25 protein-coding genes and 1 other RNA gene are annotated in these 24,795 nt (G+C 63.6%); 10 read left to right on the top strand and 16 right to left on the bottom strand.

Features of this window, described 5'->3' with window-relative positions; all coding sequences use genetic code 11:
* Nucleotides 1-104: 104 nt before the first annotated feature.
* Nucleotides 105-2,420, top strand: a complete 2,316-nt coding sequence (locus FJ953_RS03400) for a glucose/quinate/shikimate family membrane-bound PQQ-dependent dehydrogenase (RefSeq protein WP_140623149.1) — start codon at nt 105-107, stop codon at nt 2,418-2,420.
* A gap of 29 nt (nt 2,421-2,449) precedes the next feature.
* Here the strand turns inward: FJ953_RS03400 and FJ953_RS03405 are convergent, their stop codons facing one another.
* A complete protein-coding gene (locus tag FJ953_RS03405) occupies nt 2,450-2,884 on the bottom strand; it encodes a hypothetical protein (protein WP_140516555.1) in 435 nt (144 codons plus the stop codon).
* A gap of 4 nt (nt 2,885-2,888) precedes the next feature.
* Complete coding sequence (locus FJ953_RS30370) at nt 2,889-3,044, bottom strand: hypothetical protein (RefSeq protein WP_181171994.1); 156 nt, start codon at nt 3,042-3,044, stop codon at nt 2,889-2,891.
* A gap of 232 nt (nt 3,045-3,276) precedes the next feature.
* On the opposite strand from FJ953_RS30370, the gene FJ953_RS03410 reads away from it, so the two are divergent.
* The gene (locus tag FJ953_RS03410; RefSeq protein WP_140623150.1) at nt 3,277-4,176 is read left to right on the top strand and encodes a dienelactone hydrolase family protein; all 900 of its coding nucleotides are present in this window, start codon (nt 3,277-3,279) and stop codon (nt 4,174-4,176) included.
* 8 nt (nt 4,177-4,184) lie between these two features.
* Here FJ953_RS03410 and FJ953_RS03415 read toward each other — a convergent pair whose 3' ends face one another.
* On the bottom strand, nt 4,185-5,084 hold the full coding sequence (locus FJ953_RS03415; RefSeq protein ID WP_140623152.1) for an EamA family transporter: 900 nt from the start codon (nt 5,082-5,084) through the stop codon (nt 4,185-4,187).
* A gap of 89 nt (nt 5,085-5,173) precedes the next feature.
* On the opposite strand from FJ953_RS03415, the gene FJ953_RS03420 reads away from it, so the two are divergent.
* Nucleotides 5,174-5,653, top strand: coding sequence for an Lrp/AsnC family transcriptional regulator (locus tag FJ953_RS03420; RefSeq protein ID WP_140495284.1), 480 nt, complete (start codon nt 5,174-5,176; stop codon nt 5,651-5,653).
* A 51-nt stretch (nt 5,654-5,704) separates the two neighbouring features.
* On the opposite strand, the gene FJ953_RS03425 is transcribed toward FJ953_RS03420, so the two are convergent.
* A complete protein-coding gene (locus FJ953_RS03425; protein ID WP_140495286.1) occupies nt 5,705-5,902 on the bottom strand; it encodes a hypothetical protein in 198 nt (65 codons plus the stop codon).
* Nucleotides 5,903-6,049: 147 nt separating this feature from the next.
* Nucleotides 6,050-6,535: a thioesterase family protein gene (locus FJ953_RS03430; RefSeq protein WP_140495288.1), complete on the bottom strand. Its 486-nt coding sequence runs from the start codon at nt 6,533-6,535 to the stop codon at nt 6,050-6,052.
* Nucleotides 6,536-6,750: 215 nt separating this feature from the next.
* Here FJ953_RS03430 and FJ953_RS03435 point away from each other — a divergent pair, with 215 nt between their 5' ends.
* Both FJ953_RS03435 and FJ953_RS03440 read left to right on the top strand, forming a co-directional pair.
* Nucleotides 6,751-8,178 carry an FAD-linked oxidase C-terminal domain-containing protein gene (locus FJ953_RS03435; protein WP_140516545.1) on the top strand — a complete coding sequence of 476 codons (1,428 nt, stop codon included), beginning with the start codon at nt 6,751-6,753 and terminating at the stop codon, nt 8,176-8,178.
* Nucleotides 8,179-8,265: 87 nt separating this feature from the next.
* The gene (locus FJ953_RS03440; RefSeq protein ID WP_140559544.1) at nt 8,266-8,787 is read left to right on the top strand and encodes a hypothetical protein; all 522 of its coding nucleotides are present in this window, start codon (nt 8,266-8,268) and stop codon (nt 8,785-8,787) included.
* Between the two features lie 68 nt (nt 8,788-8,855).
* On the opposite strand, the gene FJ953_RS03445 is transcribed toward FJ953_RS03440, so the two are convergent.
* A complete protein-coding gene (locus FJ953_RS03445; RefSeq protein ID WP_140623154.1) occupies nt 8,856-9,839 on the bottom strand; it encodes a Dyp-type peroxidase in 984 nt (327 codons plus the stop codon).
* Between the two features lie 224 nt (nt 9,840-10,063).
* Between FJ953_RS03445 and FJ953_RS03450 the strand changes: the two genes are divergently transcribed.
* Nucleotides 10,064-13,936 carry an AsmA family protein gene (locus FJ953_RS03450; protein WP_140623156.1) on the top strand — a complete coding sequence of 1,291 codons (3,873 nt, stop codon included), beginning with the start codon at nt 10,064-10,066 and terminating at the stop codon, nt 13,934-13,936.
* Between the two features lie 55 nt (nt 13,937-13,991).
* Here the strand turns inward: FJ953_RS03450 and FJ953_RS03455 are convergent, their stop codons facing one another.
* From FJ953_RS03455 to FJ953_RS03470, 4 genes are all read right to left on the bottom strand, one after another.
* The gene (locus FJ953_RS03455) at nt 13,992-14,879 is read right to left on the bottom strand and encodes a sigma-70 family RNA polymerase sigma factor (protein ID WP_140623158.1); all 888 of its coding nucleotides are present in this window, start codon (nt 14,877-14,879) and stop codon (nt 13,992-13,994) included.
* A gap of 134 nt (nt 14,880-15,013) precedes the next feature.
* Entirely contained in the window at nt 15,014-15,319 is a 306-nt protein-coding gene (locus FJ953_RS03460; protein ID WP_140495300.1) for a hypothetical protein, read from the bottom strand.
* 267 nt (nt 15,320-15,586) lie between these two features.
* Complete coding sequence (locus FJ953_RS03465) at nt 15,587-15,832, bottom strand: DUF982 domain-containing protein (protein ID WP_140495302.1); 246 nt, start codon at nt 15,830-15,832, stop codon at nt 15,587-15,589.
* Between the two features lie 38 nt (nt 15,833-15,870).
* On the bottom strand, nt 15,871-16,317 hold the full coding sequence (locus tag FJ953_RS03470; protein ID WP_140623160.1) for a MarR family winged helix-turn-helix transcriptional regulator: 447 nt from the start codon (nt 16,315-16,317) through the stop codon (nt 15,871-15,873).
* A gap of 148 nt (nt 16,318-16,465) precedes the next feature.
* On the opposite strand from FJ953_RS03470, the gene FJ953_RS03475 reads away from it, so the two are divergent.
* The gene (locus FJ953_RS03475) at nt 16,466-18,259 is read left to right on the top strand and encodes a chloride channel protein (protein ID WP_140623162.1); all 1,794 of its coding nucleotides are present in this window, start codon (nt 16,466-16,468) and stop codon (nt 18,257-18,259) included.
* A 12-nt stretch (nt 18,260-18,271) separates the two neighbouring features.
* Here FJ953_RS03475 and FJ953_RS03480 read toward each other — a convergent pair whose 3' ends face one another.
* The 4 genes from FJ953_RS03480 to FJ953_RS03495 form a co-directional block, all read right to left on the bottom strand.
* A complete protein-coding gene (locus tag FJ953_RS03480) occupies nt 18,272-18,493 on the bottom strand; it encodes a ribbon-helix-helix domain-containing protein (RefSeq protein WP_140495308.1) in 222 nt (73 codons plus the stop codon).
* Between the two features lie 7 nt (nt 18,494-18,500).
* The gene (locus FJ953_RS03485) at nt 18,501-18,698 is read right to left on the bottom strand and encodes a DUF4169 family protein (RefSeq protein ID WP_140495310.1); all 198 of its coding nucleotides are present in this window, start codon (nt 18,696-18,698) and stop codon (nt 18,501-18,503) included.
* A gap of 18 nt (nt 18,699-18,716) precedes the next feature.
* On the bottom strand, nt 18,717-19,250 hold the full coding sequence (locus FJ953_RS03490) for an SspB family protein (protein ID WP_140495312.1): 534 nt from the start codon (nt 19,248-19,250) through the stop codon (nt 18,717-18,719).
* 145 nt (nt 19,251-19,395) lie between these two features.
* A complete protein-coding gene (locus FJ953_RS03495) occupies nt 19,396-20,085 on the bottom strand; it encodes a TetR/AcrR family transcriptional regulator (protein WP_140521179.1) in 690 nt (229 codons plus the stop codon).
* A gap of 186 nt (nt 20,086-20,271) precedes the next feature.
* Between FJ953_RS03495 and FJ953_RS03500 the strand changes: the two genes are divergently transcribed.
* Nucleotides 20,272-21,477, top strand: a complete 1,206-nt coding sequence (locus tag FJ953_RS03500; RefSeq protein WP_140516527.1) for a multidrug effflux MFS transporter — start codon at nt 20,272-20,274, stop codon at nt 21,475-21,477.
* 64 nt (nt 21,478-21,541) lie between these two features.
* Here FJ953_RS03500 and FJ953_RS03505 read toward each other — a convergent pair whose 3' ends face one another.
* Nucleotides 21,542-22,093: an AAA family ATPase gene (locus FJ953_RS03505; protein ID WP_140521178.1), complete on the bottom strand. Its 552-nt coding sequence runs from the start codon at nt 22,091-22,093 to the stop codon at nt 21,542-21,544.
* A 115-nt stretch (nt 22,094-22,208) separates the two neighbouring features.
* Nucleotides 22,209-22,569, bottom strand: a transfer-messenger RNA (tmRNA) gene (gene ssrA, locus FJ953_RS03510).
* Nucleotides 22,570-22,736: 167 nt separating this feature from the next.
* Here ssrA and FJ953_RS03515 point away from each other — a divergent pair.
* Complete coding sequence (locus FJ953_RS03515) at nt 22,737-23,048, top strand: DUF2853 family protein (protein WP_140495320.1); 312 nt, start codon at nt 22,737-22,739, stop codon at nt 23,046-23,048.
* 303 nt (nt 23,049-23,351) lie between these two features.
* On the top strand, nt 23,352-24,146 hold the full coding sequence (locus FJ953_RS03520) for a thymidylate synthase (RefSeq protein WP_140521267.1): 795 nt from the start codon (nt 23,352-23,354) through the stop codon (nt 24,144-24,146).
* Nucleotides 24,147-24,795 lie beyond the last annotated feature (649 nt).

Consider the following 24,795-nt stretch of genomic DNA (forward strand, 5'->3'; position numbering starts at 1 on the left):
GCTTGACAGGCAGGGCGGGTGAGGGAAAGCTGCGCAAAGGGCAGGGAGGGGATCCTGTTGCCCACGGCCGCCTCGAGGCGCGCAACAGTCGAAGGAGTATCATCTTGGCTGTCACCATCACCTCCCTCATTCTCCTCCTCATCGGCCTCGCGCTTGGCGCCGGCGGCATCTGGTTGGCTTCACTGGGAGGTAGCTGGTACTACATCATATCAGGCATCGCCTTCCTCATCGCAGCATGGCTGCTCTACCGGCGCAGATCCACCGCGCTCTGGCTCTACGCCGCGATCGTGCTGGGCACGCTTGCCTGGGCGGTCTGGGAAATCGGCTTCGACTGGTGGGAACTCGGGCCGCGCGGCGGCATCATCGTGCTCGTCGCGTTGTGGCTGCTGACGCCGTGGGCGAGGCGGGGCCTTGTTGGTCCCGATGGCCGCGCGCCGCTCATTCTCGCCGTGTTGGCGTCGCTGGCGGTCGCCGGCTATTCAATGACGACCGATCCCAAGGATATTGCCGGCAATCTCGACATCGACAAGGTGACCCCGGCGGCCGATCTCGGCGGCGACATACCTGCCGGCGAATGGCACTTCTACGGCCGCACGCCCTATGGCCAGCGCTATTCGCCGCTCGACCAGATCACGCCGGAGAACGTCGCCAACCTGCAGCCGGCCTGGACTTATCGCACCGGCGATGTGAAAGGTCCCGACGACGTCGGCGAGACCACCTATCAGGTGACGCCGCTGAAGATCGCCGACACGCTCTACATCTGCACGCCGCACAATTTCGCCATCGCCATCGATGCCGCCACTGGCAAGGAGAAGTGGCGCTACGATCCCCAGGTCATGCTCGACAAGGACCGCCAGCACCAGACCTGCCGCGGCGTCTCCTATTACGCCGATGCCAAGATTGGTGCCGGGCAGCCTTGCGCCGCGCGTGTCTACCTGCCGACTTCGGATGCGCGGCTGATCGCACTCGACGCCGCCAACGGTCAGGTCTGTCAGGCGTTTGCCGAAGGCGGTACGCTGAACCTTCTGACCGGCATGCCTTATCCCAAGTCCGGCTATTACTATTCGACATCGGCGCCGCTGATATCAGGCGACAAGATCATCGTCGGCGGCGCGGTCAACGACAATTATTCCACGCAGGAGCCCTCCGGCGTCATCCGCGCCTTCGATGCCTCCACGGGCGCGCTGATCTGGAACTGGGATTCCGGCAATCCCGACCAGACCACGCCCCTGGCGGCAGGCCAGACCTACACCGCCAATTCGCCCAACATGTGGTCGACGCCGAGTGCCGACGAAAAACTCGGCCTGCTCTACATACCGCTCGGCAACCAGACGCCGGACCAGCTCGGCGCCGGCCGCAGCGCCAATGTCGAGAAATTCTCCTCTTCGATCACCGCGCTCGACCTCAATACGGGGCAATTGAAATGGGTGCGCCAGACCGTGCATCATGACCTTTGGGACATGGATGTGCCGGCGCAGCCGAGCCTTGTCGACATCACCAAGACCGACGGAACGGTCGTGCCGGCGCTGGTCGGGCCGACCAAGCAGGGCGACCTCTACGTGCTCGACCGGCGCACCGGCGAGCCGGTCATCCCGGTCAAGGAAGTGCCGGCGCCCGGCGGCGCCATCGAAGGCGACCACACATCGCCCACGCAGCCGGTGTCGGACCTTTCCTTCAATCCGCCGCCGCTGACCGATGCCGACATGTGGGGCATCACCATGTTCGACCAGCTGGCGTGCCGGATTGCGTTGCACAGGCTGCGCTATGAGGGCCGCTACACGCCGCCATCGCTGCAGGGCACGCTGGTCTATCCCGGCAATTTCGGCGTCTTCAACTGGGGCGGCGTGGCGGTCGATCCGGCCCGGCAGGTGCTGTTCGGCATGCCGACCTATCTCGCCTTCACCTCCAGGCTTGTGCCCCGCGCGGACGTGCCGCCGCCAGGCGACGCCAAGGGCAGCGAGCAGGGGCTGAACCGAAATGACGGCGCTCCTTATGCGGTGGTGATGGGACCGTTCCTGTCGCCGCTCGGCATTCCGTGCCAGGCGCCGCCATGGGGCTATGTCGCCGGCGCCGACCTCAGGACCGGACAGATCGTTTACAAGCACAGGAACGGCACGGTCTACGACATGACGCCGCTGCCTTTGCCGCTGAAGGTCGGCGTGCCCGGCATTGGCGGGCCGATGATCACCGCCGGCGGGGTGGCTTTCCTCGGCGCCGCGGTCGACGACTACCTGCGCGCCTACGACCTGACCTCAGGCAGGCAGCTCTGGCAGGCGCGCCTGCCAGCCGGCGGGCAATCGACGCCGATGACCTATACGGTGGCTGACGGGCGCCAGTTCGTGGTCATCGTCGCCGGCGGCCATGGCTCGGTCGGCACCAAGCCCGGCGATTACGTGATGGCGTATGCGCTGCCGAAGTAGGAACGGGTGCGGTCTCGCAGGATCGCGCCCTAACTGATTCCGAGATGGCTCTTCAGGCTGGGTACCGAGCCGAGCACTTCATTGGTGAGATCAGGCCCGGCGGCGGCTTCGGCCTGCTGGATCAGCGTGGCGCCGGCCTGCCTGATCTGCGCCATGTCGAGGCCGGAAGCCTTGAGCGCGGCGACGCCGTTGATCAGTGCGCCGGCCTTTTCGCCGAGAACACCGCCCAGCGCGCCTTGCAGCGACGACAGCAGGCCACCACCGCCGGCCGCGCCGGCGGCCATGACGTCGTATTGGCGGGCGAGATCATCGGCGCCGGGAATCTTGGCGAAGAAACCCGAAACCTTGGTGCCTTCCGCCTCGTGCTCCAGCACCGAGAAGATGGTGCCGACGACTTTCTCGGTCGTTGCCTGGTCGAGGCCCGCCTTTTGCGAGACGGTGTTGACGATATCCTGGACGTTCATGGTCTCACCTCAAATTTGGGAATTTCGGGTCCGTGCAGTGGTCCCGGCCGATGCGAAGCTCGATCATCGACCGCCTGCCTGCGTCCGCAAGCCTGAAGCGTAATGCCTGAGCGGCGGCCAGGGCAAGGACGAACGCGCTGGTGAGGATCGGCATGGTCATCGGCGGCGCTCCTTCTGGTCGGGACGGGATGGCACGGCGCATCGGTAGCACGCAGTTTCCCTTATTGTTGTGGCAGGTGCCTGCAGGATTCATGGCGATGACCAAAATGTGATGTGGGCGCCGACATTGCCGGCTGCGGGCAATGCTCGCCGCAGCGCCCATCCAGGCTGGACCGGGCCAGCCGCGCTCCTATGTAGCTCCGGTACTGAAGCTTGAAGCCGAGGAATGCGCCATGACCAAAGCAGCCGCCACTAGACCCGCAAAGCCTGGGATCACCCAGGCGATGATCGATGCCTATGACGAATACACGCATCTGACACTCGATCGCCGCCGCTTCATGGAGCAGCTGACCCGGCTTGCCGGGTCAGGGGCGGCGGCCGCGGCGATCGCACCGATGCTGGCGGCGAATTCCGCCCAGGCGGCCATCGTCGCCGAGAACGATCCCCGCGTGAAAGGCCAGGACATCGCCTATCCTGGCGCCGGCGGCGAGATGAAGGGCTATCTTGTCAAGCCGGCGGACCAGGCGGGCAAGCTCGGCACCGTCATCGTCATCCACGAAAACAGGGGGCTCAACCCGCATATACGCGACGTCGCCCGGCGCGTGGCGCTGGAGGGGTTCGTGGCGCTCGCTCCGGATTTCCTATCGCCACTCGGCGGCACGCCCGCCGACGAGGACAAGGCGCGCGACATGTTCACCAAGCTGGATCCGGCGCAGACCGTCGCCAATGGCGTCGCGACGGTGGCTTTCCTCAAGGCCGACAAGGACGGCAACGGCAAGGTCGGTGTCGTCGGTTTCTGCTGGGGCGGCGGCACGGCCAACATGCTCGCCGTGAACGCGCCTGATCTGGCGGCAAGTGTCGCCTATTACGGCATGCAGCCGAAGGCCGCGGACGTTTCCAAGATAAAGGCGGCGCTGCTGCTGCACTATGCCGGATTGGACGAACGGACCAATGCCGGCATCGACGCCTTCAAGAAGGAACTCGATGCCGCGCATGTCGAATACACGGTCTATGTCTATGAAGGCGCCAATCACGCCTTCAACAATGACACTTCGGCAGCGCGCTATGACAAGAAGGCGGCTGATCTCGCCTGGGGCCGGACCGTCGCCTTCCTGAAGGAGAAACTGGCTTAGCGGAGGATCTACTGCGTGCTCGCAGGCCTATGCAAGGCGACGCCGGCCACCACCAGCGCAATACCGATGCAGTCGCTGATGCCGGGGATCTGGCGCAGCACGAGAATGCCGATCAGCGTCGCGGTGACTGGCAGCAGCGACAGCATCAGCGCGAAGCTCGACCGCGGCAGCCGCGCCATGGCGAGCTGGTCGCAGATATAGGGGATGACCGAGGAGCAGATGCCGACGCCGATGGCCGCCAGCAGCAGCGGCGCGGAGAAAAAGGCGGGCAACGCGTCGGTGAGGCCGATCGGCAGCACGACCAGGAAGGCCACGGCCATCGCGGCGCCGAGCCCGGCAATGCCGCCGCCGGCGCCTGAAGCGGCGACGCGGTGGCCAAGCACGATATAGCCCACAAACAGCGCGCCGTTGAGGAAGGCCCAGAACAGGCCGATAGGATCGCTGGACCATTTGACGTCGATCAGCAGCAAGGTGCCGGCCACGGCGACGGCAAGGGCAGCGAGATTGCGCGCGCTTCGGAGACCGACCAGCGCGACGCCGATGGTGCCGACGAATTCGATCGCGGCCACCAGCGAAATCGGCAGGCGGTCGAGCGCCAGATAGAAGGAGCAGTTCATCACTGCCAGACAGACGCCGAAGGCGAGCAGCAGCAGCCGTGTCGACCGATCGGCCTGGGCGAAGGTTCGCCACGGACGCGTCAGCGGCGCGAAGATCAACGCGGCGGTGGCGATGCGCAGCCAGGCCATGCCAAGCACGCTGATCTGCGCAAACAAAAGCACGGCGAAGGCAGGGCCGAGATAGTGGAACACGGCGCTGACGCAGAACCAGACATGCGGCGGCAGCGATGTCGGCAGGCTGGTAAAGGCCGCACCTGTGGGCGAGGTTTGGACTTGCGTCCGATCGTTCATCGGATCAGTATCGCAGGTATTTTTTCCGTCTGATATGGGCAGTGGTCGTTCAGGGACCTCGGTCGCTTTCCGGATGCAAGGAGTTTTTGATGAAGCGCCTTCGAAACGAAAATCTCGACCTCGACGCGGTCGATCTGAAGATACTGCGCCTGCTGGAAAAAGATGCGCGCGCCAGCACGGCCGAGCTGGCGCGCGCCGTCGGCCTGTCGGCGCCGAGCGTGTCCGAGCGCATCAAGCAGCTTCAGGAGAGCGGCGTCATCGAAGCCTATTGCGTGCGGATCAATCCGGCGGCGCTTGGCCTGAACCTGTCGGCATGGCTGCGCATCCGGCCGGTGCCGGGGCAGCTCGCCGTCGTGGCCGAGATCATCCGCGACCTGCCCGAGATCGCGCAATGCGACCGGGTAACCGGCGAGGACTGTTTCATCGCGCTGGCGCATGTCGGCTCAATGGCCGAACTCGAACGGGTGATCGACCGCATCATTCCCTACGCGATGACCAACACGGCGATCATCCAGTCATCGCCGGTGGTGGCGCGCTCGCCGCTGGCGGCGATCAGGCGACAGGGTTGAGGTCAAACCCCTGGAATGTCGTCAACGGAAGTGGCCGCTCTACCCGCAGCGTCAGGCGTGGCCGCGCTTCATGCGGGCCTGCTTAAGGATGACGCGCCAGCGGATCATGTCGAAGGGGATCGGCTCATTGTTGTTGGCGATGTGGAAGATCTCGTTGTTGACGTTCTTCAGCGAGCGCCAGAAATCATAGTCGGTAATGCGCGGATCGGCGGCGAGCCTGTCCACCTCGACTTTGATATCGGTTTTCATGCACGTCCCCTGAATCGGCTATGCCCCGCCGCCCGTGTCGCTACTTCGATGCGGATCGTTTTCGAACGGCCCGCTGAGTCGCGCAACGGTCCAATCGGCTTGTTCCCGTTAAAACCTCGGTAAGGTTAACGCGGGCCCCGGGCGGGTTCAAGCCGTCTTGCGTTTGATGCCGATCGAGCGGCCTGCGCGTTCGGGCATCGGCAAGGCTGCGTGAGCGGCGCGCATCGCTTCGATCTTGGCCAGCACGTCGGCGGGAAAGGGGGCTACCTTGGGGCCGGACATGTCGACATGCAGTGCAAGCTGCTCGGACGTGGCGGCGAGCCAGCCGTCGGCATGGCGGATTTCCTGGTAGAACCGCAGCCGCTTCTCGTCATGGTCGATGAGCTGGAAGGAGACCGTGACCTTGTGGTCGAGATGCAGTTCCTGCACGTAGCAGACATGGACTTCGGCGGTGTAGATGGTGAGGCGACGGTTCTTGACATAATCCAGCCCCATGCCCATCGCCTCGAAGGCTTCATCCGAACAGCGGTCGAACAGGACGTTGTAGTAGGCCATGTTGAGATGGCCGTTATAATCGATCCAGTCCTTCTCGATAGCCATTGGCTGAGAAACAAAAGGGGCGGGGATCGGCATGGCAACTTCCTTGTTCTGGTGCTGGACAGAGCGTGGTTGTAAGAGCGGTTCATCGTTCCACGGAAACGTCGGACCGCCTCTTTGATACAATTCCCCAGGGAAAGCGCTAGGCGCTTTTCCCGGGAAAACCGCTTCACACTTTTCCTGGAATTGCGTTAGGCATCATCCATAAATGCATGACAAGCATGGACACTGGTCCATTCGCGGAGGAATTCATGGCCCTGAGCGACCTCAATCCGGTCGAGCGCAACGAAGAAGGCATCGCCGCCGTGCTCGGCATCCTCAAGCAGCGGTTTGGCGAGCGCTTTCAGACCGGCCAGGCGGTTCGCTCCCAGCATGCGCATACGACAACCTACATCCCGACGCAGGCACCGGACGGCGTCGTCTTCCCGGAAACGACCGCCGAGGTACAGGAGATCGTGCGCGCCTGCGCCGCGCACCGCGTGCCGGTGATCGCCTTCGGCGTCGGCTCCTCGCTCGAAGGCCACACCAACGCGCCGGGCGGCGGCATCTCGGTCGACACTTCGCGGATGAACCGGATCCTATCGGTCAATCCTCAGGATCTCGACTGCACGGTCGAGCCCGGGGTGACTCGCGAGGATCTCAACCGGCATCTGCGCGACACCGGCCTGTTTTTTCCAATCGATCCCGGCGCCAATGCCTCGCTGGGCGGCATGGCTGCGACACGGGCCTCAGGCACTAACGCGGTGCGCTACGGTACGATGCGCGAGAACGTGCTGTCGCTGACGGCCGTCATGGCCGATGGCGAGGCGGTGACCACTGGCAAGCGGGCAAAAAAAAGCTCGGCCGGCTACGACCTGACACGGCTGCTGGTCGGCTCGGAAGGCACGCTCGGCATCATCACCTCGCTGACCTTGAGGCTGCAAGGGATTCCGCAGGCGATTTCCGGCGGTGTCTGCCCGTTTCCGAGCGTCGAAGCGGCCTGCAACGCCGTCATCGCGACGATCCAGATGGGCATTCCGGTGGCGCGCATCGAACTGGTCAACGCGCTGCAGATGCGGGCGATGAAAGCTTATTCCAAGCTCGACTATCCCGAAAGCCCGTGCCTGTTCGTCGAATTCCATGGCAGCGATGCCGGCGTTGCCGAGCAGGCCGAGACCTTCGGCATGATCGCCGAGGAGAATGGCGGCGGACCGTTCCTGTGGACCAGTGTCGCCGAGGAGCGCACCAAACTTTGGAAGGCCAGACATGACGCCTATTGGTCGTCGCTGACGCTGCGGCCAGGCGCCAAGGGCCTGTCGACCGACGTCTGCGTTCCGATCTCGCGTTTTGCCGAATGCGTCACCGAAACCGAGGCCGACATCGCCGAAATGGGGCTTGTCGCGCCGATCGTCGGCCATGCCGGCGACGGCAATTTCCACGTGCTGGTGCTGATGGACGTGGACGACCCGAAGGAAATCGCGCTGTCGGAGAAATTCGTGGCGCGGCTCAACATGCGGGCCATCGCCATGGAGGGCACCTGCACCGGCGAGCACGGCATCGGCCAGGGCAAGATCGGCTTCCTGCGCCATGAGCTCGGCCACGGCGTCGACATCATGCGCACGATCAAGCAGGCGCTCGATCCGCTCGATATCATGAACCCGGGCAAGATCCTGCCGGCTGCCGAGCAGGCACCGTCATAGGCTCGTCTTGACCCCACCTCCAATCGGGCCGAGACTCCGCGTGCTGAAGGCCCAGAAGATGGGCGACCCAAGCGGAGAAGTGGTGTCATGGCGATTTCACGCAAGGAAGAAGCGCGCGCGCTGAGTGCCGACGAACACGAGCTGGTGGAGAAATCGCACCATCCGGCGGTCCAGGACCTTTCTGACGCCGATCTGTCCGGCCTCGTCAAACGCCTGCGGGAGCGGCGCGACAAGGCGCAGACCGAGGCGCATCGACGCCGGCGCGAAATCCGGGGCAAGGGCACACCGAAAGGGGCTGTGGCTTCAAAGGCCGACGGCGGCTCGCAGGTGAAGCTTGCGGTGCTGGCGATGGCCATGCGGCGGCTGAATGGCGAGGCCGAACGGCGCCGCCAGTTGACGGCGCGCGTCTCATTGGTCGACAGCGCGCGCAAGGCGCTGGCCCTGAAGCAGAAAGCGCCGACGGATGGTCCAGCGTTCAACGCGCGCACTGCGCACAAGGGCATGCGAGCGGTGGCAAACCAGAGGACGCCGAATCTGGTTCGGCCGGCCGAGCTCGGCCGACAACGCAAGGCGGCCAAGGTGGCGCAGGCAAAGCGCGACGCGCGTTGAATTCGCACAGATGACGCCGATGATCGCGTGCTGATCTCCGCAGCGCGCCGCTTTGCTGTGTGCGTCGTTTACCGAGTGGCCAACTTCCCTGGCGCTGCTTCGGCAAGTACCTGCAGCATCGGCCGTGTCGGCGCGAAGAATGTCGTGCCGGTGTGAGGGGTGGAGAAATCAAGCAGCCGGTCGTAAGCGCCGGGCGGGTCGCCGATATACATGCGCTGCAGCATCTTCTCGATCACCCAGAGATACCTCGAATAGCCGATGAAGTAGGTGCCGAATTCCCGTTGCCCCGGCCGGCCGAAGGGCATGTTGTCGCGCAATATGTCATGTTCGTTACCGTCGGCATCCTCGATGGTGGCGAGCGACTTGTGCGATTTGCGCGGCGCGCCGTCATCATCGATTTCGATGTTGTCGATCTTGGTTCGGCCGATGATCGCCTCCTGCACGGGCGTGGGGATTCGCGCCCACGCCTGGAGATCGTGCAGGTATTTTTGAACGACGACATAGCTGCCGCCGGCAAAATCGGGATCTTCGTCGCCAACGAGCGCCGAGGCGGGCAGATCGAGGCCGGTGGGGTTGGCTGTGCCGTCGACGAAACCGAGCAGGTCGCGGGCATCGAAATAACGGAAGCCCGAGACTTCGTCGACGACGGTCACGCCGGGACCAAGCCTGTCCAGCAGGATACGCTCGAACTCGAAGCACATGTCGGGCCGCTCGGAGCGGATATGGAAGAGAAGGTCGCCCGGCGTAGTGGGCGCGGCGTGAACCGCTCCCGTGATCGGCGCGAACCGCTTCAACTCCGCCGGCCGCCGGCCGGGGCTGAGCCGATCCCAGAGGTCGCGGCCGATCCCGGCAATGCACGACAGGCGGCCGCCGAGGTCGCGGAACCCGACAGTCTTGACCAGGTCGTCAAGGTCGCCGAGCACGGAACAAACCCTTGCGAGAACCGGCTGTTCATCGGCTATGGTGACGACAAGGAAAATCGCTGATTGCGAAAGCGGCGCGTCGACGCTCTGCGCATCGATCGGCACACGGTCCCAGTTCTTCCCCGACATCCCCAATTCTCCGCTTTTCCAGGATTGTTTCAGACGATCCCGGATCGGAAAACGCCGCGACCGGAACAGGGCGAGGACGCCCAAAGCAAGGTATCGCGATCAAGAGCGACCGCGCAACATCGAACGCCGTCCATGGTTGTCGCCGACGACGATCGAATTGCCTCTTTATCGACACGCGGATGCAGGTAGAGTGCGGCTGATTTCAACCAAACCGTTCGGAACTGATGCTCGCACGCCTGTTCGTGATCTTTGGTGGCCTGTTCGTGCTGGTGCTGTGCGCGGCGCTGGTGGGGCCGTATTTTGTCGACTGGTCCGGCTATCGGGCGCAGTTCGAGCGCGAAGCGAGCGCCATTCTCGGCCGCAAGGTGACCGTGCAGGGCGACGCCACGGCGCGCTTGTTGCCGTTTCCGTCGGTAACCTTCTCCAATGTCGCCGTTGCCGGCGGCCCCGCCGGCCAGCCGGCGATGACCGTCGAGACGTTTTCGATGGATGCGGAACTGGCGCCGTTCCTGCGTGGCGAGGTGCTGATTTTCGACATGCGGCTGGTGCGGCCGAAAGCGACGATCGACATCGCCGCCAATGGTACCGTCGACTGGGCGATGCGGCCGTCCTCGCCCTTCAACCTCAACCAGATCTCGATCGAGAAGCTGACGGTGACGGAAGGGCAGATCGAGCTGCGTCATGCCGCCGGCGGACGCAGCCACACCATGTCCGAGATCAATTCGACCATTTCGGCCAAATCGCTGGCGGGCCCGTGGCGCATGGATGGCACGTTGAGGTTCGACGGCCTGCGCACGACGGTTGCCGCCACTACCGGCAAGGCCGAAGCCAACGGCCAGATGCGGTTTCGGCTCAAGGCCGATCCCGACGCCTATCCGCTGGTCATCGAAACCGACGGCAATGCCGGCATCGTCAACGGAGCCGCCATCTACTCCGGACAGTTCAAGATTTCCGGCGCCGACAAGAACTCAGCCCAGTTGCGGGGCACCGATGGCGAGACGGTGAAGGTCGGTACCGGCAAGTCCGATCCCGGCTTTCGGGTTAACGGCAAATTCGCGCTCGATCACCAGAAGCTCGGCATCGATGAATTCCGCTTCGAGACCGGACCGCTCGACAATCCCTATACCGCCGACGGCAAGGCCTCGGTCGGTCTCGGCCAGAAGCCGAGCTTCGCCATCGAGGCCAATGGCGCGCAGGTGCAGTTCGACGAGGCCGTGGGTGCGGCGGCAGGCGCCGGCCTGACACTGGATCAGCGCATTGCCGGACTGGAACAGGCCTTGCTCGACCTGCCTAAGCCGACCATTCCCGGAACGGTCGAGGTCAGGTTGCCGGCCGTGGTGGCCGGTGACACCACGGTTCGCGACGTTCATCTTTCCGCCGAGCCGGTCGATGGCGGCTGGTCGGTGAAATCGCTCGCCGCGACACTGCCCGGCCGCGCCACGCTGGAGGCCGACGGCCTGCTCAGCGTCGAGAACCATTTCGGCTTCACCGGTTCGCTGCTGCTGGCGGTGGCGCAGCCTTCCGGCTTCGCTGCCTGGTTGTCGAAGGACGTCGACGAGGCGATCCGTCGTCTGCCCGCCGCCGGCTTCCGGGCTAAAGTCGATCTCTCCGAAAAGCGCCAGGCCTTCAGCGATCTCGAACTGGTCCTGGGCAAAGCGACGTTTTCCGGCCGCATCGATTCCAGCCAGCCCGACGACGCCAGGCCCTCGGTGCTGATGCGGCTGGAAGGCGGCGATCTCGATGTCGACGGGCTGGCGGCCTTCGCTTCGATCTTCATCAGTGACAAGGGCGCCAACCGATTTGCCGACCGCGACCTCGATTTCCAGATCAAGGCGGGACCGGTCAGTGCCGGAGGCTTGTCCGCCGACACGGTCGACACCGCGCTCAGGCTGCGCGACGGGCTGCTTGAGATCGACCGACTGTCGGTGGGCGGGCTGGCCGGCGCGTCGATCAGCGCCACAGGCCGGATCAAGGATTTTCCGGCGAGCCCGACCGGCAAGCTTGACGCCTCCGTGGTCGCCGTCGACCTGAAGCCGCTGCTAGACGTGGCGGCGCAGCACTATGCCGACAACGCCGTGCTCAAGGGACTGGCTAGCCGCGCCGCAGCCTATCCCGACCTGTTCCAGGATTCACGCGTCGATCTTGTGGTGAGTGCCGCCGACAATGGCGACGGCACAACGGGGCTTGCTGTGAGCGGGCAAGGCAAGGCCGGCGGATCGTCCTTTTCCGCCTCGCTGTCGGGGAAGGGAGCGGTCGACAAGCTTCTTGAAGCGCCTGTGGCGCTGACCTTCAATGCCAGGAACCCCGACGCCACAGCGCTGCTGGCACTTTACGGCTTGCCGGCGCTGCCGCTCGGCATGCTCGGCGAGGCAAGCACCGACATCCAGGCCAAGGGCACGCTGGGCGGCGGCCTGGCGACGAGCTTCAGCCTTGCCGGCAACGACTTCAACGCCGGTTTCGACGGCACCGTAGCCGACACGCCGCAAGGTCCGGTCGCGAAGGGCAAGGTCAGCCTCGATACGGCCGACATCGAGCCCTGGCTGATGACATCGGGCATAGGCCTGCCGGGCATGGGGACAGGCACGTCGACGTCGCTCACCGCGCAGGCCGATTACGGCAACGGCCTACTGGTGCTCTCCGGCCTCAACGCCGCCATCAACGAATCTGCGGTGTCGGGTGACGTGAACATCGACGTCAAGGAGGGGATTGACGGCAAAGATGGCGTGCCGCATCTGGCCGGCTCGCTGGCGCTCGACGAACTTGATCTCGACCCGATGGCGGTGGCGCTGTTCGGCGATTCCGCGTTCACGGACAAGAGCGGAGACAACAACGGCGGTGTGTGGCCGTCGGCCCCGTTCAGCCAGAAATCCAGCCTTCCATTCACGGCCGATCTCGACTTGACCACGGCTTCCCTTGCCGCAGGGCCATTCGCGACCGCCTATGACGCGGCCTTGTCGCTGAAGCTCGACCAGGAAGGCATCCGCGTGTCCGATCTCAAGGCGAAATTCCTTGGCGGTGCGCTGACCGGCCTGTTCGAATTGAAAAACAATGACGGCACTGGGCTTTTCACCGGCCAGATGAAGCTCGCGGACGCCGATCTGCCAGCCTTGCTGCCGGATGCCGGCATCGGCGGCAAGGGGGATGTCTCCGCGGCGTTTTCGACAAGTGGCAAATCGGTCGACGCGATGGTTGCCGCTCTGTCGGGTTCGGGCACGGCGGCGCTGAAGGGCGTCACGGTCGCCGGCGTCAATCCCAATGCGTTCAGCACCTTCCTCGCCAAGGCGGACGCGATCGGCCGCGATATCGATGCAGCCAAGACCGCCGGCTTCGCGCCCGCTATCGCGGCAGATGGCAGTTTCGCGGCAAAGGATACCGACATCGCCTTCACCATTGCAGGTGGCACGCTGCGAGCGCCGCCGATCAGCCTCGAAAATCCTTCGGCGACCTTGTCCGCCGACATCACGGCGGACCTCAATGCCGATACGGTCTCCGCCAAGGGCGCGGTCACCTACCGGCCCGGCGACGAAGCGCTCGTCGGTTCCGAACCGGCGATGAATTTCAGCGTCGAGGGGCCGTTCGGCGCCGTCAAACGGCAGTTCGACAGCGAACCGCTGGCGCAGTTCCTGACCCAGCGCGCGCTCGAGAAGGAGCAGCAGCGGGTCGAGGCGATGCAGGCCGCGTTGCTGGAGAAGCAGCGGCTGCGGCGCGAGGTGCGCTATTACGCTGCGTTGCAGGACCAGCGCGACAAGGCGGCCGAGGAGCTGCGACAGCAGGAGGAGGCGGCGCGGCTGAAGGCCGAGGCCGACGCCAAGGCGAAAGCCGAGGCGGAAGCTCAGGCGCGGGCCGAAGCAGAGGCCAGGGCCAAAGCGGATGCCGAGGCAAAGGCCAAAGCCGAGGCGGATGCCAAGGCAAAGGCCGAGGAGGCGATGCGGACCGCCTCGCAGGAGAAGGCAAGGCTGGAAGCAGAGCGCAAGGGCGCCGAGCAGGCGCCGAACCCGGAACGGGCGCCGCCGCCGGTGGCCAACGACAATCCGCCTCCGGCCAAACCGCAGTTCAATCCGTCTACGATCGACAATTTGCTGAAGTCTTTGCAGTAGGGCAGTAGGGCAGTAGGGCAGTAGGGCAGTAGGGCAGGGGATTTCCCTCGATCGTTCAAAGAACGAGCAGTTCGGCGCTGTCGGCGACGTAGCGGGCGTGACGAAAATCGCGGATGGCGGCAAGCTTGCCCTCCTGCCAGACCAGCAGGATGAAATAGGCTGGTCGCGCAGCCGGGTCGTTGCCGTCGTGAACGAGGACCACCGGCCTGTCCTCGACGAATCCCGGCACGAAACGCCAATCGCGGAGGCGGGAATAGTTGTGGAAATAGGTAGCCACTTCCTTGGGTCCGGTAAACCGCGTCCTGGCCACCAGCTCCAGGCGAACTTCATCGGCGAGCATGTCGCGCACGGCGTCGAAATCACGGGCGTTGAAGCGATCGATATAGGCTTCGAGCAACAGGCGTTCAGAGACGCCCAGCCTGGGAACCGGCCGATCCTCGGGCTCGGCGGCGAGCTGGCGCAAGCGGCCGCGGCCACGATGCAGCGCCGCCTTGACGGCCGGGACGCTGGTGTCCAGCGCGGCGCTGATCTCTTGCAGCGAATAACCCAGAACGTCCATCATGATGACGCTGCTGCGCTGCGCGACGGGCAGGCGCATGAAGGTGTGCAGGCCGGCGGCAGCGGCCTGACGGTCGAAGGTGGCGTTGGCCGGGTCGACGATCGTGTCCGGATCCTCATCGGAAAAGGCCTTTTCGCGGGCTCGCCGGCGCAGAAAATCGAGTGCCGTGTTGTGCGCGATGCGGAACAGCCAGCCCTCCGGATTTGCGATCTGGCCGGCGTTCGGCAAAGCCTCGAACGCCTTGGCCAGCGCTTCCTGCAACACGTCCTCGCCGTCGAAGACGGAACCCGTCATGCGCGCGCAATAGCGGTGCAGCTTTGGGCGCAACTCCCCAAGCAGGCGTTCGATGAGCGCGCGGTGCCCGCCAGGAATGAGGATGTTCATACGCCCGCCGTTCTCCACATCGCTTGACCGCGCCTAGAGCAATTCCAAGAAAAGTGTGTGCGGTTTTCTGTCCAGAATTGCGTCAAAACAAAGAGTTAGGGCGGTTCGCTGTTTCCATGAAACGGTGAACTGCTCTAGTGGTCCAGCATCCGGTAACTGCCCACCACCGTCATCGCCTCGCGATGCGGAGGCTCGATGCAGCGATCCCTGATGCCGTTCTGAAAAGTCGCGAATGCCGCTAGCCCCGGAAGGGTGCCGGCCTGCTCCTCGGTTGCCGCCTCGACCAGATGGAAGAAGGTACCGTCGCCGGACCGCCATGTCATGTAGCGAAACCCTTCGGGCGATTTATCCCGCAATTCCTGGAACACGGCCTTGACCAGCCGCTCGTTCTCGTCGACCAGCTCCGGTTTGGTCCTGTAACGTATCAAATGGTGTTTCATCTTGTCTGTTCCTTTGCCGGCCCTGCACCTTGCAGGTCGCTCATGTCCGAGACGAAGCGGCGGAGCCAAAGGATTCGGGGTTTCCGGAATTTTTTTATGCGGCCCCTTATGTCCCATCTTCCCGATGGTAGCCGGGCTTCGCAAGAGTTGAATGGACGACGGCGCGTTGCTGACGGCTGTCGCGATCTCATCGTGCGCTCACCGTCGATCGAGGACGGTATGTCGGGCCTGTGGTTGGGCCAACAACGCCCGGGCCATGCGCGGCAGTTATTCGACCAGAATGCGCGCTTCCCTCGCGGCTTCGACAAAAGCATCCCTGGCGGTATCGGCCGATACGCCGCCGTTCATGGCCTGTCGGCACGCCCGCAGCGCAGCCTTATGCTTGATGCTTCCCGCATCGCGCCAGTGATTGGTAAGAAGGTCGAGAGCTTGTTCGGCATTGGACAGATTTCGAACGTCGCCAGTAACGCCTGTGGAAACCGGGACTGCCTTGGAAAACCAGATGTTGTACATGGCATAGCCTCCATTCAGCTAGGTTGCGAAACTTGTCTCTAGAGCGTGTCGCGGTCCTTTCGGGCGAGCACGCTCCTCAGCATGGGTTCGATGCGCGAAAGCTCGTCGAGATGCACGGCCGACAAGTCGGCGAGGCAGGCATCGGCCCGCTCGGTCAGTTGCAGCAGCACCTTGCGCTGGTCCTCCTTGTCCTGATCTCTGACGATCAGCCCGGCCTCGCACAGGCGGTTGACCAGTTCGACGGCGCTATGATGGCGGATGCGCAAGCGTTCGGCGAGGTCGCCGATAGCTACCGGGCCTCCGCCGGGAAAACCCTTTATGGCGAGCAGTGCCTGATGTTGGCGCGGCGTCAGACCGGCGTCTTCGGCCTGTAGCTGGCTGAATTCCAGGAAGCGGCGGATCAGATAGCGGAACTCCGACAGCCGCTGGTAATCGGCCTGGCTGATGGCGGGGCGGGGTTTTTGCGGATGCGACATACCAGACATGTGTTGTCATTCCGGCCAAAGCTCAAACGATTTCGGGCCAAGCCCGCTTGAATATTTATATCGTATTACGATACATAGCCGCCGGCAAAGCCGTTTTGACGGTTTGCCGATCCTCCAACAGCGACACGCCACGGAAAGCAGGCAGGCAATGAAGACCGAACAGGGCAGTCCCGGACATCTGCGCGATTTCACCACCGACGCCAGGGTGTTGCTGATCGCTGGCATCGCGGTGGTGGTGGCGACGGCCGCGCTGTTTGCCGGCATCATCCTGCTGAAATTGATCCGGCTCGCCACCAACGTCGCCTATTTCGGTCAATTCACGCTCGCCGATCTGAAACTGGAGGACACGCCGCTTGGCTATGCCGCCGTCGCCGTGCCGGTGATCGGCGCACTCATCATCGGCCTGATGGCGCGCTACGGCAGCGAGAAGATCCGTGGCCACGGCATTCCAGAAGCGATCGAAGCGATCCTGCTCGGGCGCTCGCGGCTGGACGCCAAGGTCGCGGTGCTGAAGCCGCTGTCGTCGGCGATCTCGATCGGCTCCGGTGGCCCGTTCGGCGCCGAGGGCCCAATCATCATGACCGGCGGCGCCATCGGCTCGCTGATCGCGCAGATGCTGCCGGTCAGCGACAATGAGCGCAAGACGCTGCTGGTGGCGGGCGCTGCCGCGGGCATGACCACCGTGTTCGGAACGCCGATCGCCGCCATCATGCTGGCGGTGGAACTGCTTCTGTTCGAGTGGACGCCGCGCAGCTTCATTCCGGTGGCGGTGGCTGCCATCGTGGCGGAGGTCGAGCGCACCATGCTGCACATGCCAGGACCGATCTCTCCGTTTCAGGGCGGCATGGCGATTTCCTTTGCCGGTCTTGGCGGCTGGGTCCTGATCGGCGTTGCCGCCGGCCTCCTGTCTGCCTTGCTGACGCAGATGGTCTATGCCTGCGAGGACGGTTTCCAGAAGCTGCCGATCCACTGGATGTGGTGGCCGATGCTCGGCGGCCTCGTCGTCGGCATTGGCGGCTTGATCGAGCCGCAGGCGCTCGGCGTCGGCTACGACAACATATCCACCATGCTGGACGGCCGTACGATCGCGACGGCAGCACTCCTGTTGTTGGTGGTGAAAGCGGTCATCTGGTCGGTGGCGCTGGGCTCGGGAACGTCGGGCGGCGTGCTGGCGCCACTGCTGATCATGGGCGGCGCGATGGGCGCGGTGCTCGCCGGCTTCCTGCCGGCGGCCGATCCCGGCTTCTGGGCGCTGCTGGCGATGGCGGCGACCATGGGCGGCACGATGCGCGCGCCGCTGACGGCGACCTTCTTCGCGGTCGAATTGACCGGCAACACGCATGTGCTGGTGCCGCTGATCGCGGCCTGCGCCGCCGCCCATGCGGTGACGGTGCTTTTGATGAAACGTTCCATCCTGACCGAGAAGATCGCCAGGCGAGGGCATCATCTGGTGCGCGAATACCGGGTCGATCCGTTCGCGCTGACCAGGGTGCATGAAGTGATGACCACGCAGGTCCAGAGCGTGCCGGCGACGATGACGCTGCATGGCGCAGCGGCATTCCTGACTGCGCCGGAGACGCGTCATCCGAGCTTCCCGGTCATTGACGGCAACAGGCAGGTGCTCGGCCTCATCGATCCACCGGCGATTCTGCGCTGGCGGCGTGCCGGCAAGCACCGGACGACGACGCTCGGCGACTTGCTGGCCGGCAGCAAGGTGACGCTTGCCTATCCCGATGAATATCTGGAAGGCCTGTCGGACAAGCTCCTGACGGCCAACGTGTCGCATCTGCCGGTCGTGGCACGCGACGACGGAACGCTGGTCGGTTACGTCGGCTGGAAGGACCTGATGCGCGTCAGATCCAGGAAGCAGGCGGAAGAGCGCGATCGCACGGCCCTGCTGGGGTTCGGCACCCGCCGCGGGAAACAGGAAGGCACTGCCTGACGGAGCCAGGCGTCAGGCGCGGCCGCGCTTCGCCCAGGCCAGTACATGGATCCGGAGCGCCGAGGACAGATTGGTGTCACGCGGCCGGTTTTCGTCGACTTCCGCGACCAGCGCGGCAAGGGTCAGATTGCGCGCGGCGGCGATGGCGACAAGGTCGTCAAAAAACGGCTTTTCGAGCGAATAGCTGGTGCGGTGGCCACGGATCGTCACCGAGCGTTTTTCGACCGGGCTCACCTGGAGCTCATTTGGGGTCCGGATCGGGCGACGGTTGACGCCGATGGCCCGCGACGAAGAACTCGGCCTTTTCGGCAACCAGGCGGTCGCGTTCCTTCTCTGCCCCGGAGCGGCCGTACAGGGCGCGGTTCTGGCTGGCCGTGCGTTCCTTCTCCAGCCTTGCCTTCTGCTTGCGAGCCTGGCGCAGATTGACGATGTCGGCCATGACGCGCGACCCGAAGGCTTATTTCTTGCGGAAGGCGTCGAGCGAGACGACTTCGGCGCCCTTGGCGGCATCGGCATCGGCCGCCTTCTTCTCGGGTTCGGCGGCCTTCTTCTCCGCCTTCGGCTTTTTCTCGGAGACGATGGCGAGCGGTTCGGACGCCGGCTGGGAAGCTGGTTCGTCATCTGACTGGCCTTCGGTCTTGACGTCGAATTCGAGTTCGAAGTTAACCGACGGATCGTAGAAGCCGCGCACCGCCGAGAACGGGATTTCGAGTTTTTCCGGCACGTCCGAGAAGGAGAGCCCGACCTCGAAACCGGTCTCGGTGACCTTCAGGTCCCAATACTGGAACTGGATGACGATGGTCATCTGCTCCGGATAGCGCTCGCGCAGCCGCGAAGACACGCGCACGCCCGGCGCGCCGGTCAGGAAGGTGATGAAGAAATGATGGTTGCCGGGGAGGCCGGTGCGCGCGACCTCGGCCAGGACCTTGCGCATGACGCCGCGCAACGCCTCCTGGGCCAGAATGTCATAGCGGATGTGGTCGTCGGCCATGTGGCGGTCGGGTTCCGTTGAATCGTCCGCATAGCTGTAATCAAGCTTGAGCGCGGCGTAAACCGCATATAGACCGCCGCCGCGAGGAAGCGAGGACGATTGCCGAGATTTGATCGCGGAAGCCGGCTTGCGTCACCCGCAAATGTCACGCGTTGGCAAGCGCGGCGTGTTTCTTGACGCCGGTCGGGGAGGGGCGCTTGCCGAAAGCGCGCAGGAAGGTGCGCACGCCATTTGTCGCCGATTGCACGACCTCGTCCTCGGCCGGGGTGCCGCCGAGCATGAAGGTCGTCTGCAATTCAGCATTGACGAGGCCGAGGAACTGCCGCGCCGCGACGTCGGGGTCGTCGATCGCGAGGTAACCGCCATAGGCAAGGCGGGCGAAGCGGGCGGCGATTGCCGGCCATGTCCTGCCAGGACCCTGTTCGCGCCATTCGGCGAACAGTTCGGGGTAGCGCTCGCCTTCGGTCTGGATCAGCTTGCGCAGGAATTTTCCGTCGCGGTTGCAGATGCAGTTCTGGTTCAGGCGCACGGCAAAGCCGATCAGATCCGCTTCCAGATCCCTCGGCTGGTCCGGGAACGTGGCGATGGTGGCGAAGATGCCGGCATTGCAGCGCTCGGTGAGATCGCGGACTACGGCGATGAAGAGCTTTTCCTTGTCGCCATGGTGGTTGTAGACGGTCTGGCGCGAGACACCCGCCTCGGCGGCGATCAGGTCGATATTGGCGCCGGCAAAGCCCTCGCGGCAGAACACGGAAGCGGCTGCGTCGACCACCGAGATGCGCTTGGCCTCGTGGCTGCGTGGCGGGAAACTGTCAGGAGAAACACCCGGTCTCATGAAAATCTATATAGAGGTGATTGACGATTTAGACAAGACTGTCTAAATTTGTGGACACGCTATAAGGGGTTCACCTCTGGACAGGCGAACAATTCGCTCTCGGAGAGTCGGAATCCCACGGGATCGAACGTCCTGGGGTCAGACGTCGCCTTGCGGCGGCAACCAGATTCGAAAGAAGCCAACATCATGAGTCCCAAATTCCTCCGCATCGCGGTCGTGCTCGGCCTGTTGTCCGCCATCGGGCCCTTCGCCATCGATATGTATCTGCCCGCATTGCCCTCGATCGGCGCGGATCTCAACGCCGGCACCGCAGCCGTGCAGATGAGCCTTTTGATCTTCTTCCTGTCGATGGGCTTCGGCCAGATCGTCGTCGGGCCGATCTCCGATATGGTCGGACGCAAGCTGCCGCTCTATGGCGGTCTTGCGCTGTTCATGGTCGGCGGCGTCGGTTCGGCATTGGCGCCGACCATCGAATGGCTGATCGCCTTCCGTTTCCTGCAGGGCCTTGGCGCCAGCGCCGGCATGGCCATTCCGCGCGCGATCGTGCGCGACCTGCACACTGGCAACGAAGCCGCCAAGCTGATGTCGTTGCTGATGCTGGTGTTCTCGGTATCGCCGATCCTGGCGCCGCTGACCGGCAGCCAGATCATCGAGAGTTTCGGCTGGCGCGCCGTGTTCTGGACCGTCACGGCCGCAGCGGTGCTGGCAACCATCCTGCTCGCGACCTCGCTCAAGGAGACGCGGCCGGCTGAAGAACGCGCCGGTTCTTCCTTTGGCACCGCCCTTTCAGGCTACCGTTTCCTGATGGGGGACCGCAATTTCCTCGGCCTGGTGGCGATCGCGGGCTTCGGCATTGCGAGCTTCTTCGTCTATCTGTCGAGCTCGTCCTTCATCCTGATCGACCATTACGGCCTGTCGCCTTCGGTCTATAGCGTGTTCTTCTCGATCAATGCCGTCGCCTTCATCGGCATGTCGCAGCTCACCGGCCTGCTTTCCGAGCGTTTCGGGCTCAAGCGGGTGGTGTGGGTGGCGGTGACCGGCTACGCCACGACGATGGTGGCACTGTTCGCTGTCATGGCTTCCGGTGTGGACCGGCTGGATGTGATGGCGGCGCTGCTGTTCGTCGGCTATGGCTTTCTCGGCCTGGTCATTCCGACCACCTCGGTATTGGCCATGGAGGAGCATGGCGAGATCGCGGGCACGGCTTCGGCGCTGATGGGCACGCTGCACTTCGCCATCGGTGCGCTCGCCATGGGTGTCGCGGGCATCTTTTTCGACGGCACGCCGTTGCCGATGGTCGCCGGCATCACGCTCTGCGCGGTGATCTCCTTCACCCTGGCCAAGATCACGCTCGGCCGTTCGCGCGAGGCTGTCGAAGCGCCGGCGGAGTAGGCAATCGCCAATAAATTGAAAGAGGCCGGGAAATTGAAAGAGGCCGGGGCGATCCCGGCCTTTTTCATGCCAATCCCGTTTCGTCCAGCATGAAGCGCAGCCGTGTCTCGACAGGCGCCAGGGGCAGCCGTACCAGTTCATAACCGAGTTCGGCATAGACGCCGACCAGCGCGTGACAGGTACGCTCGGCTTCGTCGAGCGTTTGCTTGCGTTCTTCATCCTGCGTGAAGATTTCGGGCCAAGGCGGGGCAACGAAGACACGAGGGTTGTAGCGGCAACGCTTCGCTGCGATGCCGACGTGATCGGGCACCGGCAGACCGCTGAGGCGGAGATAGCCCAGCGTGTCGGGCACGCCACGATCGAGGAAGACCGGTCCTTCCTGTTCGATCGCGGCTTGGTACGAGCGCATCTCCCAGGACAGCATCAATTCGGCAAACAATGCGCGATCGCTCCAAGGCAAAGCGGAGCCGCCAATGGCGGACTGGTCGCGAATGATGCCGCGTCCGGCCTCGACCGAGGTGGCGAACCCTGCACGGCGCAAGGCTTCGATCAGTGCGGTCTTGCCGGAGCCCGGACCGCCGGTCAGCACGAAGAATCGGTCGGAATTGTTTTGCATTTTTTACCCATGTCGAAGGAGGCACGCGGCTCCACTGCGTCGCCTCCCATGGGCCGACCGAAGTCTAGCCGGCCCGAGCGTGCCGTTGCGCGTGATGCCGATGAAAAGGGGGAGAAGTGGAGGTTTCTGTTGCCAGGTACCTCCGAACCCCGCCTAGAAGTGCGAACCCCTAGGGCTTGATTTGAAGCTATCGCACTGCATTAAGCAGCGAGACGTGCTTCCGCATAGTTGTCGTTGGCAACTATAAGTTTAGCCCGATGACGGTGGTACAATGCCGGGCAAAAGTACGATCTTTACACCTTCGTCGATCCTATTTCGCCCCCAGCAAAAGCCGCTCCGTCTTCCAGAGCGGTTTTTGGTGGAGGCGCCGGGTACCGCCCCCGGGTCCGAACGGCTTATTTCATCGCCAGTTTATCGCCATAGTCGGTCAAGCCGACGAAGCGAATATAGGGGTCCATCGCCAGAAATGAAAGACCGCAATGTGCTTTGTCCCTGTGTCAAAATGCGACGCGGCAGGGTTGACTTGGGAACGGTCTCAACCGAAGCTTTGCCGCGGTGAGGAGTTACCGACCGAGCGCACGAGTTGCGGAGCGCGCCACAGCCCTCATCGACCGGATCCGTGGCGCCGACGAGGGGAATTTTGATGGCCGACTATCTTGCAGACGTGAAGAAATACGACGCCGCGGCGAGTGCGGAAATTGTTGAGAAGATCGTCAAGCATCTGGGCATCGCGCTCAGGAACCGCGACTCCTCGCTGGTGTCCTGCACCGATCCCAAAGAACTCGAGCGCGTCCGGGAAAACTGGGTCGGCAAGAAGCTCGGCGTCGCCGATGCGGCGAAGGCAGATGCTGCGATCGAGAAGACCTGCAAGGCGATGGCCGCAGACAACACCAAGAATCGAGTGACTTTTTACTACCTCGTTGCCAAGGACCTGGGAAAGCTCGGTTCGCTCTGAGAATTCCGTGCTCGCGCGGTTGCTGAGGCGCGCCGCTGGTTTGTAACGGGCACGGCTTGTGCTGCCCCTCATCTGGCTGCCGCCATCTTCTCCCCGTATAGAGACGGGGAGAGGAATGCTGTCACCGATGGTTTCGCCAATTGCCGGCGTTGCAAGACGGACACCGAGGCTGCGGCCAGTTTGCTTGGATGTCGGCGCAGACGCCGAAACAGTGATGAGGCAAGCGTCGCCTGCGCCGTTTTGATGTGTTCGGCCGCCTGTCTAGCAGCTATAATGCTCGCACAATCGAATCGAGCCGAACCGATGCGCCAGTATCTCGACCTTCTGCAGCACGTGCTGGATCATGGCGCCGACCGCGGCGACCGCACGGGCACGGGCACGCGCTCCGTGTTCGGCTACCAGATGCGCTTCGACCTGGCGCGCGGCTTTCCCGTCACCACCACCAAGAAGCTGCACCTGAAATCGATCATTCATGAGCTTTTGTGGTTCCTGGCCGGCGAAACCAATATCAAATATCTGACCGACCATGGCGTTTCCATCTGGGACGAATGGGCTGACGAGAATGGCGACCTTGGCCCCGTCTATGGCAAGCAGTGGCGTTCCTGGCCGGACGGCCATGGCGGGTCGATCGATCAGATAAACAATCTTGTGAAAGAGATACGCCGCAATCCTCAATCGCGGCGGCTGATCGTTTCGGCCTGGAATCCGGCCGAGGTGGAGGCGATGGCGTTGCCGCCATGCCATTGCCTGTTCCAGTTCTACGTCTCGGAAGGCCGGCTTTCCTGCCAGCTTTACCAGCGTTCCGGCGACATCTTCCTCGGCGTGCCGTTCAACATCGCCTCCTACGCCCTGCTGACGCTGATGGTGGCGCAGGTGACCGGCCTGAAGCCCGGTGATTTCGTCCATACGCTCGGCGACGCGCATCTTTATTCGAACCATTTCGAGCAGGCGCGCGAGCAACTTCGGCGCACGCCAAGAACGCTGCCGACCATGTGGATCAACCCTGAAGTGAAGGATCTCTTCGCCTTCCGCTTCGAGGATTTCCGGCTGGAAAACTATGTCGCCGACGCGACGATCAAGGCGCCGATCGCGGTCTGAACCGCCGGCGCAACCTTGCCGACCTTGATGTCTCGAGGCCGTGGCGATGGTGGTGCCTCGCCGGTACGTCGTTTTGATATCTTTTCGACAAGATCGGTCGACCTTACCCTCAGGCCAGGAGATTTCCGGGGAGGCGTCCATGCGACTGTCAGCAGCGGTATTTGCGCTCGTCTTTGTCTTCGCTTTCAATGCCCACGCATTTGCCGAGTGCGGGTGTGAATGCATCAACAACAGCATGAAGCCGTTCTGCGACGATCCAGCTGCGAAGCTGCCAAACTGTCCCCGCGCGACTTGCAAGCCCGCTGACGCAGAGGGGAATGACCTTCCCGCAAGCGCCATATCAAGCGAGACGCGGTATGTCTGCAAAGTGCGGATGGTGAAGACGCCGGAAGGCTCGTTTCGACACACACTTATCTGCATTTAGACATTGTCTCGCCTCTCCCAATAGATCACGGCGGCGACAGCTATGTCGCCCAAAAGTGACCGCAGTTTTGGGGGAACGACGCGCTTTAGAGGATTTCAGCGTTGGTTCCGTCGAGGGCAACGGGTGCCGATTTTCTTGTGACGTCTTCGTCTGCCTTTCGCTGTATCCGTGCTGGTCTATCGCAGGTCGCGAGGACGCCGCGCATTCAATGGCGACGCTGTGCGA

Source organism: Mesorhizobium sp. B2-3-6, from assembly GCF_006442305.1.
GTDB lineage: Bacteria > Pseudomonadota > Alphaproteobacteria > Rhizobiales > Rhizobiaceae > Mesorhizobium.

Bases quoted from the DNA above. Each gene is read 5' to 3' on its own strand.
- FJ953_RS03500 (WP_140516527.1), top strand. From the start codon at position 20,272: ATGAGTCCCAAATTCCTCCGCATCGCGGTCGTGCTCGGCCTGTTGTCC.
- FJ953_RS03490 (WP_140495312.1), bottom strand. From the start codon at position 19,250: ATGGCCGACGACCACATCCGCTATGACATTCTGGCCCAGGAGGCGTTG.
- FJ953_RS03475 (WP_140623162.1), top strand. From the start codon at position 16,466: ATGAAGACCGAACAGGGCAGTCCCGGACATCTGCGCGATTTCACCACC.
- FJ953_RS03515 (WP_140495320.1), top strand. From the start codon at position 22,737: ATGGCCGACTATCTTGCAGACGTGAAGAAATACGACGCCGCGGCGAGT.
- FJ953_RS03415 (WP_140623152.1), bottom strand. From the start codon at position 5,084: ATGAACGATCGGACGCAAGTCCAAACCTCGCCCACAGGTGCGGCCTTT.
- FJ953_RS03470 (WP_140623160.1), bottom strand. From the start codon at position 16,317: ATGTCTGGTATGTCGCATCCGCAAAAACCCCGCCCCGCCATCAGCCAG.
- FJ953_RS03505 (WP_140521178.1), bottom strand. From the start codon at position 22,093: ATGCAAAACAATTCCGACCGATTCTTCGTGCTGACCGGCGGTCCGGGC.
- FJ953_RS03450 (WP_140623156.1), top strand. From the start codon at position 10,064: ATGCTCGCACGCCTGTTCGTGATCTTTGGTGGCCTGTTCGTGCTGGTG.
- FJ953_RS03435 (WP_140516545.1), top strand. From the start codon at position 6,751: ATGGCCCTGAGCGACCTCAATCCGGTCGAGCGCAACGAAGAAGGCATC.
- FJ953_RS30370 (WP_181171994.1), bottom strand. From the start codon at position 3,044: ATGACCATGCCGATCCTCACCAGCGCGTTCGTCCTTGCCCTGGCCGCC.
- FJ953_RS03420 (WP_140495284.1), top strand. From the start codon at position 5,174: ATGAAGCGCCTTCGAAACGAAAATCTCGACCTCGACGCGGTCGATCTG.
- FJ953_RS03430 (WP_140495288.1), bottom strand. From the start codon at position 6,535: ATGCCGATCCCCGCCCCTTTTGTTTCTCAGCCAATGGCTATCGAGAAG.
- FJ953_RS03465 (WP_140495302.1), bottom strand. From the start codon at position 15,832: ATGTACAACATCTGGTTTTCCAAGGCAGTCCCGGTTTCCACAGGCGTT.
- FJ953_RS03445 (WP_140623154.1), bottom strand. From the start codon at position 9,839: ATGTCGGGGAAGAACTGGGACCGTGTGCCGATCGATGCGCAGAGCGTC.
- FJ953_RS03440 (WP_140559544.1), top strand. From the start codon at position 8,266: ATGGCGATTTCACGCAAGGAAGAAGCGCGCGCGCTGAGTGCCGACGAA.
- FJ953_RS03520 (WP_140521267.1), top strand. From the start codon at position 23,352: ATGCGCCAGTATCTCGACCTTCTGCAGCACGTGCTGGATCATGGCGCC.
- FJ953_RS03495 (WP_140521179.1), bottom strand. From the start codon at position 20,085: ATGAGACCGGGTGTTTCTCCTGACAGTTTCCCGCCACGCAGCCACGAG.
- FJ953_RS03405 (WP_140516555.1), bottom strand. From the start codon at position 2,884: ATGAACGTCCAGGATATCGTCAACACCGTCTCGCAAAAGGCGGGCCTC.
- FJ953_RS03485 (WP_140495310.1), bottom strand. From the start codon at position 18,698: ATGGCCGACATCGTCAATCTGCGCCAGGCTCGCAAGCAGAAGGCAAGG.
- FJ953_RS03455 (WP_140623158.1), bottom strand. From the start codon at position 14,879: ATGAACATCCTCATTCCTGGCGGGCACCGCGCGCTCATCGAACGCCTG.
- FJ953_RS03410 (WP_140623150.1), top strand. From the start codon at position 3,277: ATGACCAAAGCAGCCGCCACTAGACCCGCAAAGCCTGGGATCACCCAG.
- FJ953_RS03425 (WP_140495286.1), bottom strand. From the start codon at position 5,902: ATGAAAACCGATATCAAAGTCGAGGTGGACAGGCTCGCCGCCGATCCG.
- FJ953_RS03460 (WP_140495300.1), bottom strand. From the start codon at position 15,319: ATGAAACACCATTTGATACGTTACAGGACCAAACCGGAGCTGGTCGAC.